Source organism: Betaproteobacteria bacterium (assembly GCA_016720855.1).
In the GTDB taxonomy this organism is placed as follows: domain Bacteria; phylum Pseudomonadota; class Gammaproteobacteria; order Burkholderiales; family Usitatibacteraceae; genus FEB-7.
Window position 1 is genome coordinate 1,037,566 of sequence record JADKJU010000002.1, and the last position, 24,440, is coordinate 1,062,005.

The 24,440-nt window shown below is 66.9% G+C and carries 26 protein-coding genes; 16 read left to right on the forward strand and 10 right to left on the reverse strand.

The genetic code is table 11. The features are described 5' to 3' along the window. Window positions 1-4: 4 nt before the first annotated feature. Both IPP91_12345 and IPP91_12350 read right to left on the reverse strand, forming a co-directional pair. Window positions 5-502, reverse strand: a complete 498-nt coding sequence (locus IPP91_12345; GenBank protein ID MBL0142859.1) for a hypothetical protein — start codon at window positions 500-502, stop codon at window positions 5-7. Between the two features lie 84 nt (window positions 503-586). Continuing rightward, window positions 587-1,195 carry a Crp/Fnr family transcriptional regulator gene (locus IPP91_12350; GenBank protein ID MBL0142860.1) on the reverse strand — a complete coding sequence of 203 codons (609 nt, stop codon included), beginning with the start codon at window positions 1,193-1,195 and terminating at the stop codon, window positions 587-589. A gap of 176 nt (window positions 1,196-1,371) precedes the next feature. Between IPP91_12350 and oxc the strand changes: the two genes are divergently transcribed. The 5 genes from oxc to IPP91_12375 all read left to right on the forward strand — a co-directional run bounded on the left by oxc (window position 1,372) and on the right by IPP91_12375 (window position 7,275). Then, window positions 1,372-3,174, forward strand: coding sequence for an oxalyl-CoA decarboxylase (oxc, locus tag IPP91_12355; protein ID MBL0142861.1), 1,803 nt, complete (start codon window positions 1,372-1,374; stop codon window positions 3,172-3,174). A 131-nt stretch (window positions 3,175-3,305) separates the two neighbouring features. Beyond that, window positions 3,306-4,577 (forward strand): formyl-CoA transferase, encoded by a 1,272-nt coding sequence (gene frc / locus IPP91_12360; protein ID MBL0142862.1) that lies wholly within the window; start codon window positions 3,306-3,308, stop codon window positions 4,575-4,577. Window positions 4,578-4,773: 196 nt separating this feature from the next. After that, on the forward strand, window positions 4,774-5,706 hold the full coding sequence (locus IPP91_12365; GenBank protein ID MBL0142863.1) for a methionyl-tRNA formyltransferase: 933 nt from the start codon (window positions 4,774-4,776) through the stop codon (window positions 5,704-5,706). Between the two features lie 100 nt (window positions 5,707-5,806). Continuing rightward, entirely contained in the window at window positions 5,807-6,781 is a 975-nt protein-coding gene (locus IPP91_12370; GenBank protein ID MBL0142864.1) for a quinone oxidoreductase, read from the forward strand. Between the two features lie 86 nt (window positions 6,782-6,867). Then, entirely contained in the window at window positions 6,868-7,275 is a 408-nt protein-coding gene (locus IPP91_12375; protein MBL0142865.1) for a DUF1499 domain-containing protein, read from the forward strand. On the opposite strand, the gene IPP91_12380 is transcribed toward IPP91_12375, so the two are convergent. The 4 genes from IPP91_12380 to IPP91_12395 are packed head-to-tail and all read right to left on the reverse strand — an operon-like array spanning window position 7,276 to window position 11,047. After that, on the reverse strand, window positions 7,276-7,929 hold the full coding sequence (locus IPP91_12380) for a hypothetical protein (protein MBL0142866.1): 654 nt from the start codon (window positions 7,927-7,929) through the stop codon (window positions 7,276-7,278). Then, entirely contained in the window at window positions 7,926-8,573 is a 648-nt protein-coding gene (locus tag IPP91_12385; GenBank protein ID MBL0142867.1) for a hypothetical protein, read from the reverse strand. The genes IPP91_12380 and IPP91_12385 overlap by 4 nt, the downstream gene beginning before the upstream one ends. 42 nt (window positions 8,574-8,615) lie before the next feature. Beyond that, window positions 8,616-9,365, reverse strand: coding sequence for a DUF3047 domain-containing protein (locus IPP91_12390; protein ID MBL0142868.1), 750 nt, complete (start codon window positions 9,363-9,365; stop codon window positions 8,616-8,618). Then, window positions 9,362-11,047: a SulP family inorganic anion transporter gene (locus tag IPP91_12395; GenBank protein MBL0142869.1), complete on the reverse strand. Its 1,686-nt coding sequence runs from the start codon at window positions 11,045-11,047 to the stop codon at window positions 9,362-9,364. Before IPP91_12395 ends, IPP91_12390 begins: the two co-directional genes overlap by 4 nt. A 207-nt stretch (window positions 11,048-11,254) precedes the next feature. On the opposite strand from IPP91_12395, the gene ppk2 reads away from it, so the two are divergent. The 6 genes from ppk2 (at window position 11,255) to IPP91_12425 (ending at window position 16,157) form a co-directional block, all read left to right on the forward strand. Further along, window positions 11,255-12,079, forward strand: a complete 825-nt coding sequence (gene ppk2 / locus IPP91_12400; protein ID MBL0142870.1) for a polyphosphate kinase 2 — start codon at window positions 11,255-11,257, stop codon at window positions 12,077-12,079. 27 nt (window positions 12,080-12,106) lie between these two features. Further along, window positions 12,107-12,259, forward strand: a complete 153-nt coding sequence (locus IPP91_12405; protein ID MBL0142871.1) for a hypothetical protein — start codon at window positions 12,107-12,109, stop codon at window positions 12,257-12,259. Between the two features lie 127 nt (window positions 12,260-12,386). Further along, the gene (locus tag IPP91_12410) at window positions 12,387-12,977 is read left to right on the forward strand and encodes a DUF3302 domain-containing protein (protein ID MBL0142872.1); all 591 of its coding nucleotides are present in this window, start codon (window positions 12,387-12,389) and stop codon (window positions 12,975-12,977) included. Next, the gene (locus IPP91_12415) at window positions 12,977-14,197 is read left to right on the forward strand and encodes an HlyD family secretion protein (protein ID MBL0142873.1); all 1,221 of its coding nucleotides are present in this window, start codon (window positions 12,977-12,979) and stop codon (window positions 14,195-14,197) included. Before IPP91_12410 ends, IPP91_12415 begins: the two co-directional genes overlap by 1 nt. Before the next feature lie 3 nt (window positions 14,198-14,200). Next, window positions 14,201-15,613, forward strand: a complete 1,413-nt coding sequence (locus tag IPP91_12420) for an efflux transporter outer membrane subunit (protein ID MBL0142874.1) — start codon at window positions 14,201-14,203, stop codon at window positions 15,611-15,613. Window positions 15,614-15,659: 46 nt separating this feature from the next. Next, window positions 15,660-16,157, forward strand: coding sequence for a hypothetical protein (locus tag IPP91_12425; GenBank protein MBL0142875.1), 498 nt, complete (start codon window positions 15,660-15,662; stop codon window positions 16,155-16,157). 225 nt (window positions 16,158-16,382) lie between these two features. Here the strand turns inward: IPP91_12425 and IPP91_12430 are convergent, their stop codons facing one another. Further along, on the reverse strand, window positions 16,383-16,823 hold the full coding sequence (locus IPP91_12430) for a hypothetical protein (GenBank protein MBL0142876.1): 441 nt from the start codon (window positions 16,821-16,823) through the stop codon (window positions 16,383-16,385). Window positions 16,824-17,125: 302 nt separating this feature from the next. Between IPP91_12430 and IPP91_12435 the strand changes: the two genes are divergently transcribed. From IPP91_12435 to IPP91_12450, 4 genes are read left to right on the forward strand one after another with little or no spacing between them, the layout of a single operon-like run. Then, window positions 17,126-17,803 (forward strand): hypothetical protein, encoded by a 678-nt coding sequence (locus IPP91_12435; protein ID MBL0142877.1) that lies wholly within the window; start codon window positions 17,126-17,128, stop codon window positions 17,801-17,803. Window positions 17,804-17,810: 7 nt separating this feature from the next. Next, entirely contained in the window at window positions 17,811-18,512 is a 702-nt protein-coding gene (locus IPP91_12440; protein MBL0142878.1) for a glycine zipper family protein, read from the forward strand. A 35-nt stretch (window positions 18,513-18,547) separates the two neighbouring features. After that, window positions 18,548-19,102 (forward strand): GNAT family N-acetyltransferase, encoded by a 555-nt coding sequence (locus IPP91_12445; protein ID MBL0142879.1) that lies wholly within the window; start codon window positions 18,548-18,550, stop codon window positions 19,100-19,102. Next, window positions 19,099-19,437 (forward strand): hypothetical protein, encoded by a 339-nt coding sequence (locus tag IPP91_12450; protein ID MBL0142880.1) that lies wholly within the window; start codon window positions 19,099-19,101, stop codon window positions 19,435-19,437. The genes IPP91_12445 and IPP91_12450 overlap by 4 nt, the downstream gene beginning before the upstream one ends. Window positions 19,438-19,470: 33 nt before the next feature. Here IPP91_12450 and IPP91_12455 read toward each other — a convergent pair whose 3' ends face one another. Further along, window positions 19,471-20,733, reverse strand: a complete 1,263-nt coding sequence (locus IPP91_12455; protein ID MBL0142881.1) for a hypothetical protein — start codon at window positions 20,731-20,733, stop codon at window positions 19,471-19,473. A 192-nt stretch (window positions 20,734-20,925) separates the two neighbouring features. Between IPP91_12455 and IPP91_12460 the strand changes: the two genes are divergently transcribed. After that, window positions 20,926-21,801 carry a VOC family protein gene (locus IPP91_12460; protein MBL0142882.1) on the forward strand — a complete coding sequence of 292 codons (876 nt, stop codon included), beginning with the start codon at window positions 20,926-20,928 and terminating at the stop codon, window positions 21,799-21,801. Between the two features lie 371 nt (window positions 21,802-22,172). On the opposite strand, the gene IPP91_12465 is transcribed toward IPP91_12460, so the two are convergent. Then, window positions 22,173-23,102 carry an amino acid ABC transporter substrate-binding protein gene (locus tag IPP91_12465; protein MBL0142883.1) on the reverse strand — a complete coding sequence of 310 codons (930 nt, stop codon included), beginning with the start codon at window positions 23,100-23,102 and terminating at the stop codon, window positions 22,173-22,175. 16 nt (window positions 23,103-23,118) lie between these two features. Then, a complete protein-coding gene (locus IPP91_12470) occupies window positions 23,119-24,402 on the reverse strand; it encodes a dicarboxylate/amino acid:cation symporter (GenBank protein MBL0142884.1) in 1,284 nt (427 codons plus the stop codon). Between the last annotated feature and the right edge of the window lie 38 nt (window positions 24,403-24,440).

A 24,440-nucleotide genomic window follows, 5' to 3' on the forward strand; every position in this document is an offset into this window, starting at 1 on the left:
CCCGCTAGAGGAGGTCGCGCCCGATCTTCCGGGCGAAGGTGCGGCCGTACTCCGCCCCGAGGAAGCTGGCGAGGATCTTCTCCGCCTCTCGCAGGGCCGCACGCAGGTCATCGGGGGACTTGCAGCGCTCGATCTTGAGCGCCAGCGTGTCGCCATTGGGTCCCATCCGGTCGGAAATTTCCCGCATGGCGCGCCGGCGAACTTCCTCGAAATGCGTTCCCGTGATGGACCAGTCGGCGAGCTCGGGCGTGCCCGAGGCGGAGGGTGCGGGCATCGCGGCGGCGGCGCCGCCGGCAAGCGAGACGAGGCCCTTCGCCTGCAGGTCGAGGAGGATCGCATCCACCTCGCCGGGGCGAAACGCGGACGCCAGGTCCGCGACTCGCTTGGCGCCGTCCACCAGGATCAGCGCGCGACGCAGCTTGGGGGCAAGACCGTGAGCGGGCGACGCGATTTCACTGGCACCGGTTCCGGTCTTGTGAAACACGAGGTTCTCGTCGAGCATGGAACGCTCCCTTGCCGGCGCGCCTGGGCCGGCAGACCCACTATAGGACGCCTGCCGCGCTTTCGCCAGTCCCTAGGGCGGGCGTCAGATCTTGCCGGCGTGCTTGAGGCGGGAGAGCGTCTCGGCCGAAAGATTGAGGTAGGAGGCGAGCTCCTTCTTCGGGACGCGCTCGGCGAGGTCGGGGTGCTTGCGGACGAACCGGTGCACCCTGCCCGGAGCATCCAGCAGGTGCAACGTGATGGTGTGGGCCATCACCTCGCTCATGAGGTGCATGACCTCGTACTCGAAGTCGTCCTTGAGCTCCGGGTGGCCATCCAGGAATGCCGCCCACTGGGGAAGGGGAAGCTTCGCCACGCGCGCCTTGGTGACCGCGCGGATCGAGTAGGGTGCGGGTGTTCGCAGGCGCCACGCGGCATAGCTCGTGTCCATGTCGTCTTCCTTGGCGAAGCGCAGGATCATCTCCTTGCCCTCGTGGTTGGACACGACGCGCTTGAGCACCCCGTCGATCACGAAGTACTGCTCCATGTCGTGCGCCCCCTGGGTGAGCAGCACGTCGCCCTTGCGGTAGTCCACGATCGCGAGCAGCGGCTCGAGCGCCTCGAAATCCTCCATCGGGAGGCTGCGCAGGACGATGTTCGTCCGGAGCTGGGCGCTGATCGGCGCGCGCTCGGGGTGATTGGCCAACAGGGTCATGGAAGGTGGACTATTGACCCGCATCAAGGCAGGTGGCTCGCGCGGTTGCCTACCATTCTATCGCGATTCAATGCAGCCGAGCCTCCAGGCAATTCGGCCGGCCACGAACAATCGATCGAGCCCCCGACCGTCGAGCCCGCAAGGGCTCCGGAAGGGGCGTTTCCGAGGAGAGCAGCATGGCAACCGTCAACGATCCCGTCGTATCCGGCCAGAGCGCCGCGCAAGCCCCCGACCCCGCGGGCAGCGGACAGGTCATCGCCAACGCGCAACCCCAAGACATGACCGACGGCTTTCACCTGCTCATCGACGCCCTCAAGCTCAACGGCATCGACACGATCTTCGGCGTGCCCGGCATCCCGATCACCGACCTGACCCGCAAGGCACAGGCCGAAGGCCTGCGCGTCATTTCATTCCGCCATGAGCAGAACGCCGGCAACGCCGCCGCCATCGCCGGCTTCATGACGCAAAGGCCCGGCATTTGCCTGACGGTGTCCGCCCCCGGCTTCCTCAACGGCCTGACCGCGCTGGCGAACGCCACCACCAATTGCTTTCCGATGATCCTCATCAGCGGCTCCAGCGAACGCGAGATCGTCGATCTCCAGCAGGGCGATTACGAGGAGATGGACCAGTTGGCCATTGCCAAGCCGCTCGCCAAAGCCGCCTTCCGCGTGCTGCACGCCCAGGATATCGGCGTCGGCGTCGCGCGCGCCATCCGCGCGGCCGTCTCCGGCCGTCCCGGCGGCGTTTACCTCGACCTGCCGGCCAAGCTGTTCGTCCAGGGCATGGATGCGCAGGCCGGCAGGAAATCGCTGATCAGGGTGATCGATCCGGCGCCGCGCCAGATCCCGGCCCCGGACGCGGTGCAGCGCGCCCTTGACCTGCTCAAGAGCGCCAAGCGTCCGCTCATCCTGCTGGGCAAGGGCGCCGCCTACGCCCAGGCCGACGCGGATATTCGCGCCCTGGTCGAGAAGACCGGCATCCCCTACCTGCCCATGTCGATGGCCAAGGGCCTGCTTCCGGACACGCACCCCCAGTCCGCGGCTGCCGCCCGCTCGTACGTGCTGCCCGAGGCCGATGTGGTGATCCTGGTCGGCGCCCGCCTGAACTGGCTGCTCTCGCAGGGCAAGGGCAAGACCTGGGGCGCCAAGGACCCCAAGGCGTGGGGCGGCCAGAAATTCATCCAGATCGACATCTCGCCGCAGGAGATGGACAGCAACGTCCGTATCGATGCCCCGCTGGTCGGCGACATCGGTTCCTGCGTGTCCGCGCTGCTCGCCGGCATTGGCGACGATTGGGCCCAGCCGCCCATGGAGTGGCTCTTCGCCATCGCCGAGCGCAGGAACAAGAACCTGGCCAAGATGGCCGAGACCCTGGCCAAGGATCCGGTGCCGATGAATTTTCACAGCGCGCTGAACGTGGTGCGCGACATCGTCAGGGCCAATCCGGACGCGATCCTCGTCAACGAGGGCGCCAACGCGCTCGACTTCACCCGCAGCATCGTGGACATGTACAAGCCGCGCAAGCGCCTGGACGTCGGCACCTGGGGCGTGATGGGCATCGGGATGGGCTTTGCCGTCGCGGCCGCCGTGGTGAGCGGCGGGCAGGTGATCGCGATCGAGGGCGACAGCGCCTTCGGCTTCTCCGGCATGGAAGTCGAGACCATCTGCCGCTACAACCTGCCGGTCTGCGTGGTCATCATGAACAACAACGGCGTCTACCGGGGCAACGAAGTCAATCCGACCGGTGGTGCCGATCCGGCGCCCCTGGTGTTCGTGAAGGGGGCACGTTACGAGAAGCTGATGGAGGCCTTCGGAGGCGTGGGCGTGCACGTGACGACCCCGGCCGAGCTGCGCAAGGCCATGGAAGAAGCCATCCGCTCGCGCAAGCCCACACTCATCAATGCCGTCATCGATGAATCCGCCGGCACCGAAAGCGGCCGCATCACGAACCTGAATCCGAAGAGCGCAGGGAAGAAATAGCGCTTCGAGGGGACGCGAGAGAGAAAAAATTCTAATATGAACGATCGGGCGCGCCGCCCAAGGGGGCGTCCGGACGAACGGTCGCAAGCGCCGTTCATCGTCCGCCGGGAAACCGCATCGAGAGGAACAGCATGGAAGCATTGAAGGGCGTACGCATTCTGGACATGACCCACGTGCAGGCAGGCCCCACGTGCTCGCAACTGCTCGCGTGGATGGGCGCGGACGTGATCAAGTTCGAGCCCCCGCAGGGCGACGCGACGCGCGGCCAGCTGCGCGACATCCCCGGCGCGGACAGCCTGTATTTCACGATGCTCAACTGCAACAAGCGCTCGATCACGGTCAACATGAAGAGCGCCGAGGGCAAGGCGGTCTTCGTGGACCTGCTGAAGAAGTGCGACATCATGATGGAGAATTTCGGCCCCGGCGTCCTCGAGCGCCTGGGCTTCACCTGGGACAAGATCCACGAGATCAACCCGAAGATCGTCGTGGGATCGATCAAGGGCTTCGGGTCCTCGGGCCCCTATGCGGACTTCAAGGCCTATGAGAACGTGGCCCAGGCGATGGGCGGGGCGATGAGCACCACGGGCGTTCCCGACGGGGCTCCGTTCGTTACAGGCGCGCAGATCGGCGACTCGGGCACCGGCCTGCACCTGGCCATCGGCCTGCTCGCGGCGCTGCGTCAGGCCGACCGGACGGGGCAGGGCCAGTACGTCGAGGTTGCGATGATGGATGGCGTCATGAACCTGTGCCGCGTCAAGTTCCGCGACCACCAGCGGCTCACGCGCCAGGCCCTCGCGGAGTATTCCGTTCCCACCTACCAGGGCATGGGCGACGTCCCGCGCGCCGGCAACGATTCCGGCGGCGGCCAGCTCGGCAATGCCATCCACTGCAAGCCCCACGGCGCCAACGACTGGCTCTACGTGGTGGTGCAGGAGGCGGTCTGGACCGCTCTCGCGAACCGCATCGGCCCGGACGTGCACGTGCCCGATCTCGCGAGCGATCCGCGGGTGGCGACCATTGCCGAGCGGCGCAAGAACCAGAACCTGGTGTGGACGCTGCTCAACAAGTTCGCCGAGCAGTACACCAAGCGCGAGCTGATGGCGATCCTCAATCCCCTGGACGTTCCCTGCGGCCCCATCATGTCCACGGAGGACCTCGCCACCGACGAGCACATCCGCGGCCGCGACATGTACGTGGAAATCGACCACCCGCAGCGCGGCAAGTGGTTCAACGTCGGCATGCCCATCAAGCTCTCGGCCTCGCCCGCGAAAATCGAGCGAAGCCCGCTCCTGGGCGAGCACACCGACGACGTGCTGAAGAACGTGCTCGGCTACGACGACGCGAAGATCGCCGCCATGAAGACGGCGGGCGCGTTCTCCGCTCCCCCCAAGAAGGTTGCGTAGCAGAGTTACGCTGCCCGAAGACGTCGGACACGGATGAACACGGATGAACACGGATAAGGGCAAGTGAGTGTCGGGAAGCACCATCGACGGTTGCCGACCGACATGCGATCAATACGTCATGAGCCTTAATCCGCCTTTATCCGTCGTTATCCGTGTTCATCCGTGTTCCAAAGGTTTACTTCCCGGATAACTCCCCATGCGCATCGCAATTGTCGGTCAGCAGGATTTCGGCAAAGCCGTCCTTGAAGCCTTCCTCGCCCGCGGAGACACGGTCGCGGGCGTGTTCTGCGCCCCGGAGAAGGAAGGTGCGAAGCCCGATCCCATGAAGGTCACGGCAACCGAGAAGGGGCTCGAGGTCTTCCAGTTCGCCTCCCTCAAGGCGCCGGAAGCCGCGGCCGCGATGAAGGCGCTCGACGCCGACATCGGCATCATGGCCTTCGTGCTGCAGTTCGCGCCGCAGGGATTCGTGAACATTCCGAAGCACGGCACCATCCAGTTCCACCCCTCGCTCCTGCCGAAGTACCGCGGTCCCAGCTCGATAAACTGGCCGATCGCCAGGGGCGAGACGAAGACGGGCCTCACGATCTTCCGCCCCTCCGATGGCCTCGACGAGGGCCCGGTGATCCTGCAGAAGCAAACGCCCGTCTCGGAGAACGACACGCTCGGCACGGTCTATTTCGACCGCCTTTTTCCCCTGGGCGTGGCGGCGATGCTGGAAGCGGCCGACCTCGTGGTCGCCGGCAAGCACAAGGAAAGCGTTCAGGACGAATCGCAGGCCTCCTACGAGGGCTGGTTCCGCGCGGGCGAGGCGAAGATCCACTGGAACAACCACGTGGACACCATCCACGACACGATCCGCGGGTCCGACCCGGCGCCCGGCGCGTGGACCACGATCGGTGGCAAGAAGCTTCAGCTCTTCGGCTCGAAGAAGCACCTCGTGCGCACCTTCGGCGCCGTGAGGGGAAAGATCGGCGAGATCACCGAGGTCGGCGCGGAGTCGATCCGCATCACCGCGCAGGGCGGCCAGGTCGAGATCGCCAAGGTGAAGCCGGAGGAGGGCAAGAAGATGTCCGCGGCCGAGTGGGCGAAGTCCGCGGGCGTCGGCCCCGGGACGATCCTGGGAAGCTGAGCTGCTCGCCCTTCGCCCCGCAACGCCCCGCGCCTGCGGGGCGTTGCATTTGCGCGGTATGCTGCGAGACGAAGAAACGACGAAACCCAAGGAGATGAAAATGCCCCACGCAATCCGAATCCACAAGAACGGCGGTCCCGAAGTCCTGCAGTGGGAAGAAGTCACCATCGGTGAACCCGGCCCCAATGAAGCCCGCATCGCGAACAAGGCGATCGGTCTCAACTACATCGACACCTACCACCGCACCGGCCTTTATCCCATGCCCATGCCCTCCGGGCTGGGCCTCGAGGGCGCGGGCGTCGTGGAAGCGGTCGGCCCGGGCGTAACCGAGCTCAAGGCGGGCGACCGCGTGGCCTACTGCAACGGGCCCATCGGCGCGTACGCAGAGAAGAAGATGCATCCCGTCGAGCGCCTGGTGAAGATTCCCGACGGGATCTCCTTCGAGCAGGCCGCCTGCATGATGCTGCAGGGCCTCACCGTCCAATACCTCTTCCGCCGCACCTATACGCTGAAGGCCGGCGAGACGATCGTCTTCCACGCGGCCGCGGGCGGCGTGGGCCTCATCGCCAGCCAGTGGGCAAGAGCGCTGGGCGTGCACATGATCGGCACCGTGAGTTCCGACGAAAAGGCGAAGCTCGCCACCGACAACGGCTGCGAGCATATCGTGATCTACACGAAGGAGGACTTCGTCGCGCGCACCAAGGAGATCACCGGCGGCAAGGGCGTTCCCGTCGTCTACGATGGCGTCGGCAAGGACACCTTCATGAAGTCGCTCGACTGCCTGCAGCCGCGCGGCATGATGGTGAGCTTCGGCAACTCCTCCGGCGCGGTCGAACCGCTGAATCTCGGCATCCTCGCGGCCAAGGGTTCGCTCTACGTGACGCGGCCGACCCTCATCACGCACACTACGCCGCGTGCCGCCCTCATGGCTGCCGCCGACGAGCTCTTCGGCCATGTGCTCGCCGGGCGAATCAAGATCAACCCGCGGCAGTCGTACCCGCTCAAGGATGCGGCGCAGGCTCACCGCGACCTCGAGGCCCGCAAGACCACGGGCTCCACCATCCTGGTGCCGTGATACCGCGGCGGGCGGGCCGCCGAATCGCGATCGGCGTCGCGGCCCTGGCCCTCGCGGGGCTCGCCACCGTCATCGCCGGATCCGCCATGGGCCTCTTCTCGGGAAAGCGACCCGCAGACCTCGGTCTTCACGACGGGAAACTGCGCGGCGGCGACTGGCGACCCAACTGGGTCTCCTCCCGGGCGCCGGCGAGCGACGTGACGCACTACATCGCGCCATTGTCTTTTTCAGGGGATGCGACAGATGCGTGGAAGTCGCTCGAGGAAATCATTCGCACCACGCCGCGCGCGAACGTGATCACCCGCGATGCGCGCTACATGCACGTCGAGTTCTTCTCGAAGGCGATGGGCTTCGTGGACGACGCCGAGTTCGCGCTCGATGCGGCGGCAGGCGTGATCCACGTCCGCTCCTGCGCGCGGCTGGGCGTGCGCGACTTCGGCGTCAACCGCGATCGAGTCGAAGCCCTTCGCGCGGAGCTGTCGAAAAGGCGCTGATCAGAAGGCGATGCCCAGGGACGTGATGACGATCTGGTCCGCCGAACCGGGGTTGAACCAGTAGGCGCCGAGCGTGAACTCGCCCAGCGAAACCTGGGCGAAGCCCCCGCGCTGCAATTCCCGATCGCCGCCATAAATCCGCGTGCGCTGCGCCACGATTCCCGCGCGCAGCCATTCGGCGGGACGAAAGCCCAGTTCGCTCCAGGCGTAGGTGTAGCTCGCTTCCCGTTCGTTGCGGTCGCGGACGTATTCGGCCTCGACGTAGAAGTCGAACCGGCCGGAGGAAACGCTCGCCTCGAATCCGGCGATCGCTCCGCGCACAGCCCCCGTCACCCCACCCACGATCGGCGTGGCCTCGAACTTGATGGCGTCGCCGCCGGAGAAGGTCCAGCCGACGAACGCGGATTGCGCGTGCACGGCCTCGTAATTCGCCCGTGCCTCGAGGTGTAGCGGTCCGCGGTCAGCAGCGAAGATGCCGGAAGCGTAGTCGGCGCTGCCCCGAGGCGAATTCCAGTAGCCGGTGGCCGCGAGTTCCCAGTCGGACGCCTCCGGACGCGATGCCCGCCGCCCCCCGGGCTCGCCACTCTCCTGCGCCTGCGCGAGGACGGTCGCGAATCCGAAGGCGAGCGCCGCGAAATGCGCTGCGCGCCTCATCCGCCCAGGGCGATGATGGCAACCGTGAGCGTGATGCCCAGCGCCATCATGCCTAGGCCGCCCTTCCACCCGGGGTAGCCCGCATGCCGCGCGAGCGTCAGCCCGCCGAAGAACAGCATCGCAAGCGTGAGCGCGCGCGAGACGTGCAGCGCCATTGGCACGTCGCTCATGAGCACGAAAGGCAGCGCGACCGGAAACGTGGAGAGCACGACGATGAAAAAGATCCCGAGCGCGCCGCGAATATCGCCGGATTGGAAGCCCGGGCCTGCCGGGAGCGTGGTCGCCTCCACGAGGCGCGTGCGGATGGCGTCGAGTTCCTTGTCCTCCACGAGGGTTCCGATCGGGCGGGGCATCGCGTCCCGGAGAAGCCGGACACCGTCTTCCGGACGGGGCGCGGCGCGCACGGCGAGAGCCAGCGTGAGTTTCTTGCCGCGCACCGTGAGCGTGCGGACGAGGTACATGACTGCATCGACCAGCCCCCACGCGAGGTTGCATCCCAGGGCGGCATACAGCACCGTGCGGCCGGGATCCTGGCCGGCCGTGGCGGCCGAGACTGCGCCAACGAAGGTGAGAGCCATGAAGAGGCCGAAGCACATCTCGGAAACGCGCTCGACGATGTCGAGCACGGGCTCGCGCTCGCGCATCTCGCGCCCGTCACCGCCGCCGGGAAGAGCCGCGCTCATGCGCTACCTGCCGGCGGGCGCCGCGCAGGCGAAGCGAATCTCGCCGTAGTAGCCTTCCGTCTTTGCTCCGGTGTTGTCGGTGTCGGTCATGACCGCCACGCCGACGATCTTCCCGGGCATCGTGCCGAAGGCGAGCTGATAGTCCTGCACGAGATTGCGCCGGTAACTGTGCCATGCGCCCGCGCGCTGCGCACCGCTTTCGGCAACGATCATCTTCACGCGCGCGCTGTGCGCGCTGGGGATCACCGTGCCGACCGGATTGCGGTTGTCCCAGATGTACATCAAGGTGGCGTAGGGAGGAGCCAGGCCGGAGGCCTGCTTTGCGAGGGCAAGCCGGCGCTTCTCCTGGCCCGACAGGGTGGATTTGTCGCCGTCGAAGCCGACGATGACGCGAACCGGGGCGTCTTCGCGCTTCGGATCCCGGTTGTCGGCCGCGCCGATAAGGGCGTTGACACGCCAGCTCCATTCGAGGACAGGCACACGGGTGGGGTCCGACGTCTCCATGTGGACATAGGCCGAAGCCGAAGCGTCCGCCGTCGCTTTCAGGACTACCCGGCCGTCCTCCTTCGTGACCGCGTACTGCGTGTCGCGCTTGAGCCTGGACAGCGGCACGTGAATCCATGCGGGCTTGCCGGCGGAAACGGCGTCGAACGGGGGAAGTGCCTGCGGCGCGCAGTCCGACGCATGCGCCGCCGGTCCGCCAACGAGCAGCGCGATGGCCGGCAAGACTCGAAGGAGCAAGGCCGGGCTCATGGGCCGCTGCGCTCCCGGAAGGCGGCCACCGCGTCCTCGACCGTGAAGAACATGCGTTCGCGCCCGAGCCTTTCGGCCAGCGGCGTGCGCATCACCATGTCGAGGGCCTCGGGATTGAGCGCGGCGAGCCACAGTTGCGCGCCACGCTTGCGCAGGTGCTCCTCGCCGTCGACCAGCATCTTGAGCGCAGTGAACTCAAAGCCTGGAACGGCGCCGCAGTCGAGCAGCAGGACCTGCGGCTTCTCATGGTCCACGAGCTTGCGCAGCTTTTCGCCGATGACCTGGGCATTGCCGAAATAGATGCGCCCCTCGGTCCTGGCGATCGCCAGCCCCGGGAATGCCTCGTCGTCGGGGTGCTCGCCGCTGCGGGGGCGGAACACGTTCGTGCCGGGCTTTCGTCCCAGCACGTGCAGGGGCGGGTTGTTGGCCAGGTGCAGCAGGCTCGCCATCGAGAGGATCACCGCGACGAGGATGCCCTGGAGCGTGCCGAGCACGGCAACCCCGGCGCAGGCCACCAGCGACCACCGGAACTCGATCGTCCGGATCCGCCGGATGGCCGCGATCTCGCGCGGGCTGATGAGCCCGATCGAATAGGCGATCACGACGGCCGCCAGGGTCGCATTCGGCAGCGGCGCCATGACGGGCGCGAGGAAGAGCATCGTGGCGACCGACACCGCCGCGGTGACTAGCTCGGCCGCCTGCGTGCGCGCGCCCGCGCTCAGGTTCACGTTGGTCTGCGACGTTCCGCCGCCCGCCGGCATGGCGCCGAAGAGCCCGCCGATCACGTTGGCCGCGCCGATGCCCACCAGTTCCTGGTCGGCATCCACGCGGGGATCGCCCGGGCGTGCGAAGGCCCGCCCGGCGGCGATCGTCTCCGTGAAGCTCATGAGCGCGATGCCCGCGGCGGCCGGCCAGAGTTCCAGGGCGAGCGAGAGATCGGGCAGCGTGAGCGCCGGGAATCCGCCGGGGATCACCCCGACGACGCTTACCCCCCGGGCCTGGAGCCCCAGCCAGGCGGAAGCGGCGATCCCTCCGGCCACTGCCACCAGCGGCGCGGGAGCGCGAGGAATGAATTTTTCGAAAAGCAGGATCGCGACGAATGTGGCCAGCGCAACGGACAGCGTCGGGATCGACGTCTCCGGAACGTGGCCGGCGATCGCGACGAGGTCGCGGAAGAAACCTTCCTTGTGGATGTGCACCCCCAGGAGCTTGGGGAGCTGGTCCACGACGATCACGAGCCCGATCCCCGCCTTGAATCCGGTCAGCACGGGGTCGGAGATGAAGTTCGAGACGAAGCCCAGCCGGAACAGCCGCGCGACGAGAAGGATCGCGCCCACGAGCACGGCGAGCGTGGCCGTCGCGGTGACGGGACTGACGTCCGGATGCGCCTGCGACACCGAGCCGAGCGCGGCAGCGCCCAGGATGGCGATCGTCGTCGTGGTGCTCATGCTCAGCATGCGCGACGTTCCCAGGATCGCGTAGACGACCATGGGAATGCAGGCGGTATAAAGGCCCACCTGCAGGGGCAGCCCCGCGATCGTCGCGTAGGCCATTGCCTTCGGGATCACGATGGCCGCCGTCGTGAGGCCCGCGACGACGTCCGCCCTCAACCACGCCAGTTCATAAGTGGCCAGCCAACCGAGGGCGGGCACCAGGGGTACTTTGTGATCGGCCGGGTTCATGATGGGTCCTCCGTGCAGGCCCTCCGCGGGAGCGGTTTCTTTCCTCGTTACTTACGGCCGCTGCAATCCAATGCTGCGCACCCCGGCCCTTGCCGCGCCCGAACGGCATCACGACGCTTGATCGTGAGTCGGATAATATCGTGGATTCGTTTCAACAGCCGGGAGCCCGCAAGCGGGCGCAACCGGCCCACGCACAGGAGACAACCGATGGCTGCGCGCAAGAGCAAGGGCAAGGAACCGAAGTCCCCCGACACCAACGGCAAGGTGTCGCGCAAGGACTACGACAAGGAGCTTTCCCGCCTGCACGCCGAGCTCGTGAAGCTCCAGGAATGGGTTGTGCACAAGGGCCTCAAGGTCTGCATCGTTTTCGAAGGGCGCGACGGTGCCGGCAAGGGCGGCACCATCAAGGCGATCACCGAGCGGGTGAGTCCGCGCGTCTTCCGGGTCATTGCGCTGCCGGCCCCGACCGAGCGCGAGAAATCCCAGATGTACGTCCAGCGCTACCTGCCGCATCTCCCGGCCGCGGGCGAGATCGTGATCTTCGACCGCAGCTGGTACAACCGCGCGGGAGTCGAGCGGGTGATGGGGTTTTGCAGCGAGGAGCAGGCGCGCAAGTTCCTCACGGGGGTGCCGCTGGTCGAGCGCAACATGGTCGACTCCGGGATCATCCTCATCAAGTACTGGCTGGAAGTGAGCATGGAGGAGCAGACGAGGCGCCTCGAGCAGCGCATCAAGGACGGCCGCAAGGTCTGGAAGCTCTCGCCGATGGACCTCAAGTCCTACAGCCGCTGGTACGACTACTCGCGGGCGCGCGACGAGATGTTCGCCGCAACCGACGTCGATTTCGCGCCCTGGTACGTGGCGGTCTCCGAAGACAAGAAGAAGGCGCGGCTCAACATCATCAGCCACCTCCTCTCCACCATTGCCTACAAGCAGGCGCCCCGGGTCAAGGTGACGCTGCCCAAGCGCCAGAAGCCCGGCGACTATCGCGATCCGAAGTACCCGTTCAAGTACATCGCCGAGAAATTCTGATTCGACGGGAGTCCCTGCGGGGCGCAGGTGGCGCAGGCCGGGGCCGTGCAGCAGCAGGCGCCCTGCGCCGTCGTGTCGGTCCACTTGGCGATGGGCGCGGGCTGGATCGACGCTGCCGGCAAGTCCACGGCAACGGGCGCCTCGCCGCCCTTCGAGGAACGCGAGAGGAACCTGTTCTGATCTTGATGCGATCCCGGTCCGGGCGTGACAAGCCGGCGCATACGAAATGATACTATTCGCCTTTGCCTGGCACAGCCTTCGACCACGATTGCGCCTGGGTCGGATCACCGCTGGAGAATTGAACCCCATGTCACCCCGCATTGTGAAAGCAAGCGTCCTTCGCCGTGCGAAGCTTTCCTTGCTTGGCAGCGCCGTTGCATTCCTGCCGGCTGTCGCCCGGGCCTCGTTGTTTTCCGGAGACACGCTCGACAGCGTTGCCACGTTCATGGCGTGGTTCGTGATCCTGTTCGTGCCGATCGTCGGGATCGGCCTGTTCCTGGTGGTCCATGTCCTCCCGGAGAAGATCGCCGAGAGGCGCCACCATCCGCAGGTGAACGCGATCAAGACCCTGTGCTTCCTGTCGCTCGTGTTCGGAGGTCTGCTCTGGCCGCTCGCGTGGCTGTGGGCGTTCACGCGGCCCACGCAGTACCGGATGGCGTACGGCACGGAGATGCACGAAAGCTACTTCATCGAGATGGGCGAGAGGGCCTCACGCGGAGACCTCGACACGCTGGAGCTCGAGCACCTGCGCGACGAACTCGCCGAGTTGTCCTCGCGTGGCGTGCTGCCGAAAGCGCTGCGGGAACTGCCCGCGATCCTGGCGCAGGCAAGGCCCAAAGCGCAGGCGCCCGCTCCCGCTCCAGGTGCGGTCGCTGCCCAGCCGGGAGGGGGCCGGTAATGGAACTGCTCCTCCTTGCGATCTATTCGGGAATCGTCTGGTTCATCTTCATCAAGATGAAGTGGCTGCCCTGGAACATGGTGTCCCAGGTCATCGTCGCCGTCATCCCGATCGTGGGACTCACGGCGCTGATTCTCGTCCTGAACGTGGTCGCGCCTTCGTCCTCGGACGTGCGCGTGATCAAGTACGTGATCAACGTGGTCCCGCAGGTCCGCGGCCGCGTGCTCGAGGTGCCGGTGGAGGCCAACCGGCCCGTGAAGAAGGGCGACGTGCTCTTCCGCATCGATCCGACGCCCTATCAGCTCCAGGTGCAGGCGCTCGAAGCGCAGCTCGCCAACGCGATCGGGACCTCGAAGGAGCTCGAGGAGCAGGCGGCCGGCGCGGCCGGGCAAGTGGCGCAGGCCCGCGCTGCGATCCAGCAGGCGCAGGCGCGCAGCCGCGAAGTTTCGGCGCGTGTCGACCTCGCGAGGATGCGCGTGGAGCAGAACCGCGAGCTGGTTGCGACGGGGGCGGGAAGCAAGTTCGACCTCGAGCAGGCCGAGGCGAATCTCAAGGAACTCGAAGGCCAGCTCGACGGCGCACGAAGCGCCGAAGCGCAGGCCCAGGCGACCGAGGTGCAGGCCACGGCGAGCCAGCGCCAGGTGGCCCAGCGACTGGGAGCGAAGGCGAACGGCGAATACGCGCAGGTCGCGCAGGTCCGCGCGCAACTGGAAAGCGCGAAATGGGACCTTTCCCAGACCACCGTCACCGCGCCCGCCAACGGCTACGCGATCAACCTGCAGCTTCGGCCGGGGTCGATGACGGCGGCCTTTCCGGTGACGCCCGCGCTCACCTTTGTCGAAGACGAGTTCCAGGTGATCGCCCTCTACCAGCAGAACGAGCTTCACCAGGTTGCGCCGGGCAACGAAGCGGAGATCGCGCTGGAGACCTATCCGGGGCGGATCATCAAGGCGAAAGTCGACTCCATCGTCTGGGCGCAGGGGCAGGGGCAGTCCCAGATGAGCACGGCGCTGCCGACGACGGGCGCCATGCCAACGGCTCCGAATCGCTTTCCGGTGCGACTGGAGATCGAGCCTCGCGACCGGGAAGTGTTCCTTGCCGCGGGAGCCGTGGGTCATGCGGCGATCTACACCGAGCATGGGGAAGCCGTCCACATCCTGCGCAAGATCCTGCTGCGCGTGGGATCGATCACCAACTACCTCATCCTCAAGATGCACTAGGCGATGCGTAAGCCCCTGATTTCCGTCGGGGCGCTGCTGGTCGCGGCGGTGCTCTCCGCCTGCGCGCTCCAGGAGCTGCCGAAGGCCAGCGACCTGGGCCCGCAGGCCATGCCCAATGTCCGCGTGCCGCAGCAATGGGCGAGTCCGGACGCGGCGCAAGGCGCGGTAGCCAACGGGTGGCTGGCGTCCTTCAACGATCCGAAGCTCGATGAACTCGTGCAGGAGGCGCTCGCCTACAACGCCGATCTGCGCGTCGCCGGGGCGCGTGTCGAGCAGGCTGCGGGCCATGCCAGACTGGCCGGCAGCACGATCTATCCGACGCTCGACCTGCTCGCCCACGGCAGCGGCGGCAGCAGCGGCGGGGACGGGTCGGGCCTGAACGGCGGCGGCTTCTTTGCGAGCTGGGAAATCGACCTGTGGGGTCGGGTACGCGCTGCCCGGGACGCCGGAGAACTGCAGTACTTCTCGGTCGAATCGGATGCCGAGTACGCCAGGCAATCGATCGCGGCGCTGGTCGCCAAGAGCTGGATGCTGGCCACCGAGGCTAGGTTGCAGCGCGCTCTCGCGGGCGAGATGGTGCGTTCGGGCGAGCAGTTGCTGAGCCTGGCCGGCGACCGCAAGCGTGTCGGCAGGAGCGACGACTACGATCTCGTGGCGGCGCAGGCGAGCCTGCAGTCCTATCGCGACGCGCAAAGGCAGCTCGACTTGGGGTACCAGCAGGCCGTTCGCGCTCTCGAGACCCTGCTCGGGCGTTACCCGGCCGCGGCCATGGAAGTCGCTCCCGCTCTTACGGCGATGCCCGGCCCGGTGCCGGTGGGTCTGCCCTCGGAGCTTCTCGAGCGCAGGCCCGACGTCGTCGCTGCCGAGCGGCGGGTTTCGGCGGCATTCCGGCGCTTGGAGGAAGCGCAGGCGGCGCGGCTGCCGAGGATCGCCCTCACCGCGAGCGTCACCAGCATCTCGAGCGACCTCATCGTGCTCAAGGACGTGAGCAACCCGAGCTGGAGCTTCGGCGGCAATCTCACGGCGCCGATCTTCAACGGCTACGCCCTCGCGGCGCAGGTCGATATCGCCACGGCGGAGCAGAAAATCGCCGTCGCGGACTACGGCCGCATCGGCGCCCGCGCCTTCGGCGAGGTGGAAGCGGCGCTGTCGGCCGGCTTCACCGCCAACGAACGCGCCGCCATTCTCACGGGCGCAGTCGGCCAGAACGAGCGTCTCGTCGAGATCGCGAACATCCGCTACCGCGTGGGGTCGGCCGACCTGCGTGCGGTCCAGCAGCAAAGCCTCGCGCTGTTCGCGTCCCGCGCTTCCCTGGTGCGGATGCAGAGCGAGCAGCGCGTCCAGCGCGTCAACCTGTACCTGGCGCTAGGCGGCAGCTTTGGGGAACCACCCCCCGCTCGCTCGGCCCAACGCTGATCGGGATTCACCAACAACGCTCCCAACCGAAAAAGGGAAAGATCCGATGAAAGCGATTCGCACCCTCGTCCTGGCCTCTGCGATCGCAATCGCGATGCCCGCCTCCGCCCAGTCGGGAACCTCCGCGCCAATGCCGGCCGGAGGCGCCGATGCCGCCACGATCCAGAAGCTGCGCGAGCGCATCCGGACGGACCCCAAGGCCGTCGTCGCGCAGAACCTGAATCTCACCGAGGCCGAGGCGAAGGTCTTCTGGCCCGCATACGACAAGTGCCATGAGGGCATGGACGCCGCCCAGCGCAAGATCAACCGGGCCATCCTCGACTACGTCAACGGCGAGAGCTCCATGTCGGATGCCCACGCCAGGCAGATCACCAAGGACCTGCTCGCCGCGGAGAGTGACGAGGCCGGTGCGCGCAAGTCGTGCTTCAAGAGGGTCTCGAAGGTCCTTCCGGGGAAGAAGGCAGCCCGCTACCTGCAGATCGAGTCCAAGATCCGGGCGCTGACCCGGTTCGACGCCGCCGTCGTGGTTCCCCTGGTCAACTAGGATCCGTCCACACCCGTGGTCATTGAAACAAGGCAGCCGGCTCTCGCCCCCGGGTTCACTCCCTTCTCAAGGTCGTCGCGGCCGATCGCGCGTCTGGCACGATCCGGGGCGCGCGCGGTGCCGTCGAGGGCATCATCATCGTGCGCACCCGGCCTTATGGACGCGTTGGCGTGGAAATCTCGGCTCGCGGCCCGGACAACCAGGATCCGGCGCTGATCCAGCGCCTTACGGAGTCCTGCAATCGTCGGATGGGGCGCTGACTGAAACCGGTTGGCCGATGAGTAGCGACAGCGCAGTGAATCCGCGCATTTCATTACCTTGAAACTCATGGAGGGTGATCATGGCGAAGAAGGTCGGAGAGAAGGAAAAGAAGGCATTGAAGAAAGCCGGGAAGAAGGCGGACAAAGCAGCAAGAAAGGCAGCCAGGAAGGCCTTGAAGGAAGCAAGGAAGGCGGAGAAGAAGGCTGCGAAGGAAAGCAGGAAGGCCGCAAAGGAGAGCAGGAAGGCTGAAAAGGCGGCAGGGAAGACCGCGGCAAGCAAATCGAAAGAGACGGTCGCCAGGGCAAGCCCTGTCAAGAGGAAAGCGGCATCCCCGAGCAGGCCGAAACGGAAGGCAGTCGCCAGGAAGCCGGCGTCGAAAACCAAAGTGAAAAGAGCGCCACGCAAGCGGTAGCGGCGACCGCTGCTTTTGCCGACCGCCGCGAACTCATGTCAGCGGGCGGACACCGTCGCCGTTCCCCCTCACCCGATGCCGTACGGCCCGTGATGCCAGGGCCCGTCGAGGTTGATCGGTCCGATCTCGACGCCGGGCGCGACGGGCTGCAGTGGCACGGGAAAATCCCATTCGGCTGGAGGATGGGAGATTGCTGAACTTGCGCCCGATCTTGCTTTCCAACAACCTGTAGCCCAGCCGTTGTGTGGAACTGGGTAGTTTGGCGTGGTGGGCTCTCCCCGAGGAGAAAATGGCGATGAAAAGGTTCGTTCTTGCGCTCGTCGCGTTGGTGGCGGTGATGATGACGGCTGATCTTTCCTGCGCCCAGGGTCGCGGTGGTGGGGGGGGAGGCGGCGGCGGTGGTCATTCCGGCGGCGCGGGCGGGGGTGGACACGGCGCAGGCGGCTACGGCGGCGGTGCAGGACGCGGGGGGGGTTACTCCGGAGGGGGCTCAGGGTATTCACATGGTTCCGGCGGGCAGGGCGGCTATCGCGGGGGCCATTACGGCGGTCATTACGGCGGTCATTACGGCGGCCATTACGGGGGCTATTACGGCGGGTATCGCGGCTGGTATGGCGGCGTCGGCCTCTACTACGGTGGCCTCGGGTACTGGGGCGGCTGGCCATGGTATTACGCAGGCGCCTATGGATATCCGTATTACGGGTCGTACCCGGTTTACGATACGGCACCCACCGTCTATTTCGAACCGGCACCGCCCGCGGACGCGACCTATGCGCCCGAGCCCGCGCCAACGAATCTCTGGTACTACTGCGCGAATCCGGCTGGCTACTTCCCGTACGTGCAGAACTGCAACGAGCCCTGGGTGAAGGTCGTTCCGCCGCCCTCGACACCGGCAATACCGAGCGGCAAGATCGCCCCGACACCCGTGAACCCCGTATGGCAGACGTCGCCCTCGGGCGTGACCACGAAATGAGGTCGCCATGACCGGACGTCCTGCCGTGGGCCGTGCTCGCCTCGTCGCGTTCCCGCTTGCGGCGAGCTTACTGCTCGGCGCATGCACGGTGATGCCCACCGGGCCGAGCATCATGGCGCTCCCGGGCTCGAGCAGGAGCGTGGAGCAATACCAGGGCGACGCCATCGCGTGCCAGCAGTACGCCGGCGCGGTCGTTGCCGCCAGCAGCGGTACGGCGGCGAACGCCGACAACAGTGCCGCCTCGGCAGCGGCCGCAAGCGCGGTGTTCGGTGCGGCTGCCGGCGCCATCATCGGTTCCGCCACGGGCCAGGCCGGCCAGGGCGCGGCCATCGGCGCAGGCACCGGATTGCTGTTCGGCAGCATGGCCGGCAGCAACTACACCGCGATGTCGTCCTACCAGTTGCAGCGCGGCTACGACAACGCATACCTGCAATGCATGTATGCGCGCGGCAATCGCGTCCCGGCGCCGCGGGGCTACGGTATGGCGCCCCACAGTGGCCCCTATGCATACCCGGACTCGGCGCCTTCACGCTATCCCCCCCCGAACATGCCTCCACCACCCGGGGTGACGAACGTCAATCCCTCGCCGTCGTACGCTCCGCCTTCACACGCGCCGCCGTCGGGTTACGCGCCACCTTCGAACGTGCCGCCTTCAAGCTACCCGCCGCCCGACGCGCCTGCGCCGGTGAATCCACCGGCACGAGGCTGAGGCCGTTGCCCGAAGCATTGCCGGGCGCGGCGCCCATGGCCGAAGAGGCGGGGACACGACCTGCAGCGGCAAGGTATTGCGCGCAGGAGGTTCTTCGCGACGGTCGCCGCGCCCTGATCCGCGCGCAAAGTCCGGACGATCGCGAGGCCATGGCGGCGGCGGCCCGGCAAACCAGCGAGCGCACGCGTTACCTGCGGTTCTTCGCGCCGAAGCGATCCATGTCGGAACGCGAAGTTGCCTTCCTGATGGATGCGGACTTCGTCAATCAGGTGGCTCTCGTCGCCATCCTCGAGGAAGACGGAAAGCCCCTCGTTGCCGGCGGCGGGCGATACATCATCGTGAAACCGGGAAGCGCGGAAGTCGCCTTTCTCGTGGTTGACGCCTGCCAGGGCCTCGGAATCGGTTCGCTCTTGATGCGCCACCTCGCGATCCTCGGCCGGGCGGCCGGGCTCTCCGAACTTGTGGCGGAAGTGCTTCCGGATAACATGCCCATGCTCGGCGTCTTCCGGAAGTCCGGTTGCCCCATGAAGACGAGGCGCGGCGACGGCGTCGTGCACGTGCTACTCGACCTGAAAGGAAGTCCACCATGAAATGCATTCGGATGATTCTCGCTGCCCTCGCGTCCCTGCTGCTGCTCGCGGGCTGCGTGGTCTACGAACCCGTTCCTGTTCCGGTGGATCCTTTCGAGGCGCCCTGGCAGGCGGCGACGGGTGCCATCAACGACGCCGGGCTCACGCTCGTGACGGCGGACCGCGGGACCGGCACGATCCGCGGCACGCGCGGCGCCGTCGAAGGCATCATCAACGTGCGCACCCGGCCCGATGGCCGCGTGGGCGTGGAGATCTCTTCCCTTGACCCGAACAAACAGGATCCGACTCTCACCCAGCGCCTGACGGATTCCTACAACCGCAGAATGGGGCGTTGAGCGTGCCAGGATGATTTGTCGATCGGCAGCGAATCAAGGCCGGAACCACGAATTGCCGATCTGAAAATACACTGCCGTCGTCCCGGGGCTGTGCGCGACGTCGATGCCCGCATGCATGCCGAACTTGCGAGCCAGTTCGTAACGAAAGCCGACGCCGCCGCTGCCGACGTTCTGCGTGGCGGTGAAGGTATCGCGGTTCGTCCTGGTCGTGCCGGCGCCGCCGAAGGCGACGAGACTCCATCGCCCCTCGAGCTGCCATCGAACTTCCGCTTCCGCCGTCGCCATCCGGTCACCTTGATAGCGCATGGCGGGGACACCGCGCAGCTGGACGAACGGACGGAGAAAAAATGGGGTGCCCTCGGAGGCCCACGCGTAGTTGCCGCGGGCGCCCAGCGTTACCTTGCGCGCCAGCGGCTGCCAGCCCATCAGGACCTGCTGGAAGCGCTCGAAGTCGTCGCTCGCGCCCAGGGCCTGGCGCGAAGCCAGGTAGGAGGATTCTGCATAAACTCCGCGCGTGGGCGTGAATACGTTGTCGCGAGTGTCGAATTCGACGATGGCGGTCGGCGCGGAAACCTTGACGCGAATCGAATTGGCGAGACCCGGGAAGACCGCCTCGTCGCGCAGCTTCGGATCCACGTCGGCGTAGACGTAGCGAAATCCCAGCGACCAGGGTGACCTGGGCGCGAGCTGCCAGTTGGCCTGGGCAACGGCCCCGGTGAAATCCAGTGAATAGCGCACCTGCCGATCGAGCGAGGCGCGATCGAAGCCCAGCCCGTAGAAATCGAGATTGACGCGTCCGGTCCCTGCGCCCGCCACGGTCTTCAGGCGCCCGTCGAACCAGAGGCTCGTGTCACCGCCGAAGGCGCCCCGCGTTCCGTTCTGCGTCGCCAATGCGCCTGCGGCAGAGATGTCGGGCCGGGACCAGCCCTCCTCCCCAGCCTCCTTGCGCGGCCGCAGGAACATCCCGACCCCGCCGCCGCCGTAGCCGACAGCGGGCTCGGTCACGATGATCGGAATGGGCAGAAAGCCGCGGGGATTCTCCAGGAAATAGCTCAGGTCGAGCTGCTGGTCCTCGGGATCGAAGAAGCGCGCCCGGCCCTCGCGCTTGTCCGCTCCCGAAACGGAGTCGGCAGCGATCCGGGCATCGCGTGTCGCTTCTGGCGCCTGTTGGGCGAGAGCGATGGACGATGCGCCGCTCCAGAGCGCGGGAGCCAGGACAATCCAGGGAATGCACGTTCGCAGCCGGCTTCTGGCGGGCCGGCGGCGACTTGCATGCGCGGATGATGACGGACGCATGTCGGTCAGTGTAGCCGGAAGTGGCATCGTGGAGACCACGCGCGTCGTGAAGCGGCACCGGCCGGACCGATGCATCGGGTTGCGCTCCGCGCGATTCGCGCCAGGTGGCGCCTTGCGCTTGACTGAGTGTTGTCAAACAGCGCAGCGCGCTTCATGCTTGCGGGCAACGACGGGGAAAGGGTCCTTCCAAAGATGAAATTGCGCGTGGCAATCGTGGTGTTGCTTGCCGTGGCGAGTGCGTTTTCCCATGCCTCGCCGCTGGGCCCCGACGGCCAGGCGGGGCACTTCCATCCCGGAAAGTTCATCTGGTTCGACCTGGCGACCGACGACCCGGCGGGCGCGCGCAAGTTTTACGGCGCCGTGTTCGGCTGGCGCTTTCGCCAGACGGACGGCGGGCCGTCCTCCTACATGATCATCGAGCACGCCGGCGGCAAGGTGGGCGGATTGTTCTTCCATGCGCGGCCGCCCCGCGCCCCGGTTGGTTCGCGCTGGCTCTCGCTCATGGCCGTCCGCGACGTGGCAAAGACAGCAAGTGAAGTTCGGCAGCGCGGGGGCGAGGTGGTCCTCGCGCCGGTCACGGTGCCGGGGCGGGGCACCCACGCCCTCTTCCGCGATCCCCAGGGTGCGGTGTTCGGCGTGCTCGCCGCGGTTGACGGAGACCCGCCGGACAATGCGGTGGACGATGGCGAGGTGTTCTGGCTGGATCTGTTCACCACGGATCCGTCGAGGGCATCGGCGTTCTATTCCGGGATCGCCGGTTACGAGGTGAGCGAGAGCGATGCCCTGGCCGGCCGCAAGCGGCGGGTCCTTGCGACCGAAGGGATCGCGCGCGCCGGCATCGTGGCGCTCCGGCCGGACACGTTCGGCCCCGGGTGGCTGCCCTACATCCTCGTTGATGACGTGCACGGAACGCTGAAGCGGGCATTGGCCGCGGGAGGAAAGGTGGTCGTGGAGCCTCGCGCCGACCTGCTCGACGGAAATCTCGCGGTGATCGCCGATCCCAATGGCGGCGTCGTGGGGGTGGTCGATTGGCTTCCCCGCGAAAAAGCGGAAGGACCCGTTCGGTGACGCCGCAAGCGAAGTCACGCGCACGCGCGAACCCGCGATGGATCGCCGCGCTGTTTGCGGCCATTGCCCTGCTCGGCACGGGATGCGCGACCGATGGAACCGCCGGCGCCGGCTTCTATGGCGACGCCTATGACTACTACGCCGATCCCTGGTACTGGGGCGGGTGCTGCGCCGGTCCTCCCGTCGACATCGGCCCGCCGCCCCCGCGCCCGGAACATCCCATCGCCAATCCACCTCCAGTGCGGCCTGCGCATCCGATCGCCACCCCCACCCCCCCTCGGCCGACGCCCATGCCGCGCCCTGCGGCGAGGTCCCGAGGCGGCCGGCGCTGAGACCGGCGTTTCATCCGGACGTGCAGCGAGGGTGGAACGCTAGTTCGGCGGAAGGCCGAGCATCTCGAACGAGCGCTCGAGCGCGGGGCTCATGGGCACGTCGAAGCGCAGTCCGGAAGGAAGGGTTCGCCGGAACCACTTGTCGTAAATCCAGCGCAACTCGCGCGTGACCGCCAGGCGCCGGAATGCAGCCTGCACGGCACCGGCAAGCGGCGCGTCTGCCCGCGCGAACATGATCCCGTAGGTCTCGAAGGAAAGCAGTTCGCCGACCGCGGCGTACTGTCCCCGCAGGCCCTTCTGCGCGAGCAGGCCGGCGATGAGAATGTCGTCCGCCGCGAGTGCGTCGACCTCACTGGACGCGAGCTGCGCCAGGGCCCGCTCGAAATTCTCCGCGACCACGACGGTCATCCCGCGGCCCCGGCCTTCGGCAAGCCGGTGCATGGCCTCCTCGTTGGTCGTGCCGCGCGCGACCACCACCTTGCGGCCGGGCAGATCCCGCAAGGAACGCACCGCTGCGCCGCGCTTCACGAGGAGCCGGGTGCCCGTCACGAAGACGAGCGGCGAGAACTCCACCAGCCGGCGGCGCTCGGCATTCGCGGTTGTCGTGCCGCACTCCAGGTCGATGCGTCCCTCCACGACCTGCTCGAAGCGGTCGGATGGCGTCACCTTCCTGTACTCGACTCGAAGCAGCACCGCACCGGCCGCCGCTGCGATGTCCTCCACGATGGCGTGGCACAGGTCGATCGAGTAACCATGGGGCCGCCCGTCAGATCCGGCGAACGAGAAGGGGACGGCATGCTCGCGGTAGCCGAGACGCACGACCCCCGTCTCCTTGATGCGCTTGAGTATGCCCGTGAGCGCCCCGGCAGGCGGCTCGTCGAGGGGTTGCGCGCGCGCGCCTGCCGCCGCGAACAGCAAGATGGCGACGATGCATACGCTCGCCACCTGCCTTGCGCCTCGCCTCGCCATCAGCGGTTCCTTCCAGTCAGGCCGCGGGTTGCGGGAGACTCTCCCCTGTGCCGGCTCCCGCATCCTCGAGCGGTGGGCCGAGCTGCCCCTCCCACTTCGCCACGACCGAGGTCGCGATGCTGTTGCCGATCACGTTGGTGGCCGTCCGCCCCATGTCGAGAAACTGGTCGATCCCCATGATCAGCAGCAGTCCCGCCTCCGGCAGCCCGAACGTGGGAAGGACGGCGGCCACGACCACGAGCGAGGCTCGCGGAACGCCGGCCACCCCTTTGCTGCTCACCATCATCACGAGCAGCATCGTGACCTGTTGACCGAACGACATATCGATGCCGTAGGCCTGCGCGATGAACAGCGCCGCGAAGGACTGGTAGACCATGGAGCCGTCCAGGTTGAACGAATAGCCAAGCGGCAGCACGAAGGAGGTCACCCGGTCGTTCACGCCGAACCGGTGCAGCTGTTCCATGAGTTTCGGGTAGGCCGCCTCGCTGCTGGCGGTGGAGAAGGCCACCATCAGCGGCTCCTTCACCAGCCCCATCAGGCGGAATACCCGGGGCCCGAGGGCGAGGAATCCCGCGCCGATGAGCACAATCCAGAGCACGAGAAGCGCCGCGTAGAACGATCCGATAAGCCTGCCGTAGGTGGCGAGAACGCCGATGCCCTGCACCGTGATGGCCGAGGCGATCGCCCCGAAGACGCCGGCGGGCGCGGCCCACATCACGAAATCCGTGACTTTGAGCATGACCGGCACCAACTCGGTCACGAACGCGGTGACGGCGGCCGTGGACTCGTTCTTGACTGAAGCGATGGCGAAACCGAAGAAGCACGAGAACACGAGGATCTGGAGGATCTCGTTTGTCGCCATCGCCTGGAAGAAGCTCGACGGGAAGACGTGCGTGATGAACTCCTTGAGCCCCATCCCACCCGTCTTCAGGCTGGTCGCCGCATCCTTGTCGGGCAGGGGGAGCCCGAGATCCTGGCCCGGGTGGAACAGGTTGGCGAAGAACATGCCCAGCAGGAGCGAAACGAGGGAGGCGGTGATGAACCACAGGAGCGCCTTTCCCCCGATGCGCCCCACCGACTTCGCATCCCCCATGCCCGCGATTCCCGACACCACCGTCGCAAAGACCAGTGGCGCGATGATCATCTTGATGAGGCGCAGAAAGATGTCCGAGAGGATGGACAGGTATCCCGCCAGCGACGCGGCCGCGGCCGCGTCGGGCGAGAAGGCATTTCCGGCCCAGCCGGCAGCGATGCCCGCGACCGCCGCGACAAGGATCCACGTCGTCAGCTTCGAGTTCATCGTCGTTCCCCGCCGCCGGAGCGAGTTCCGCCGCCTGC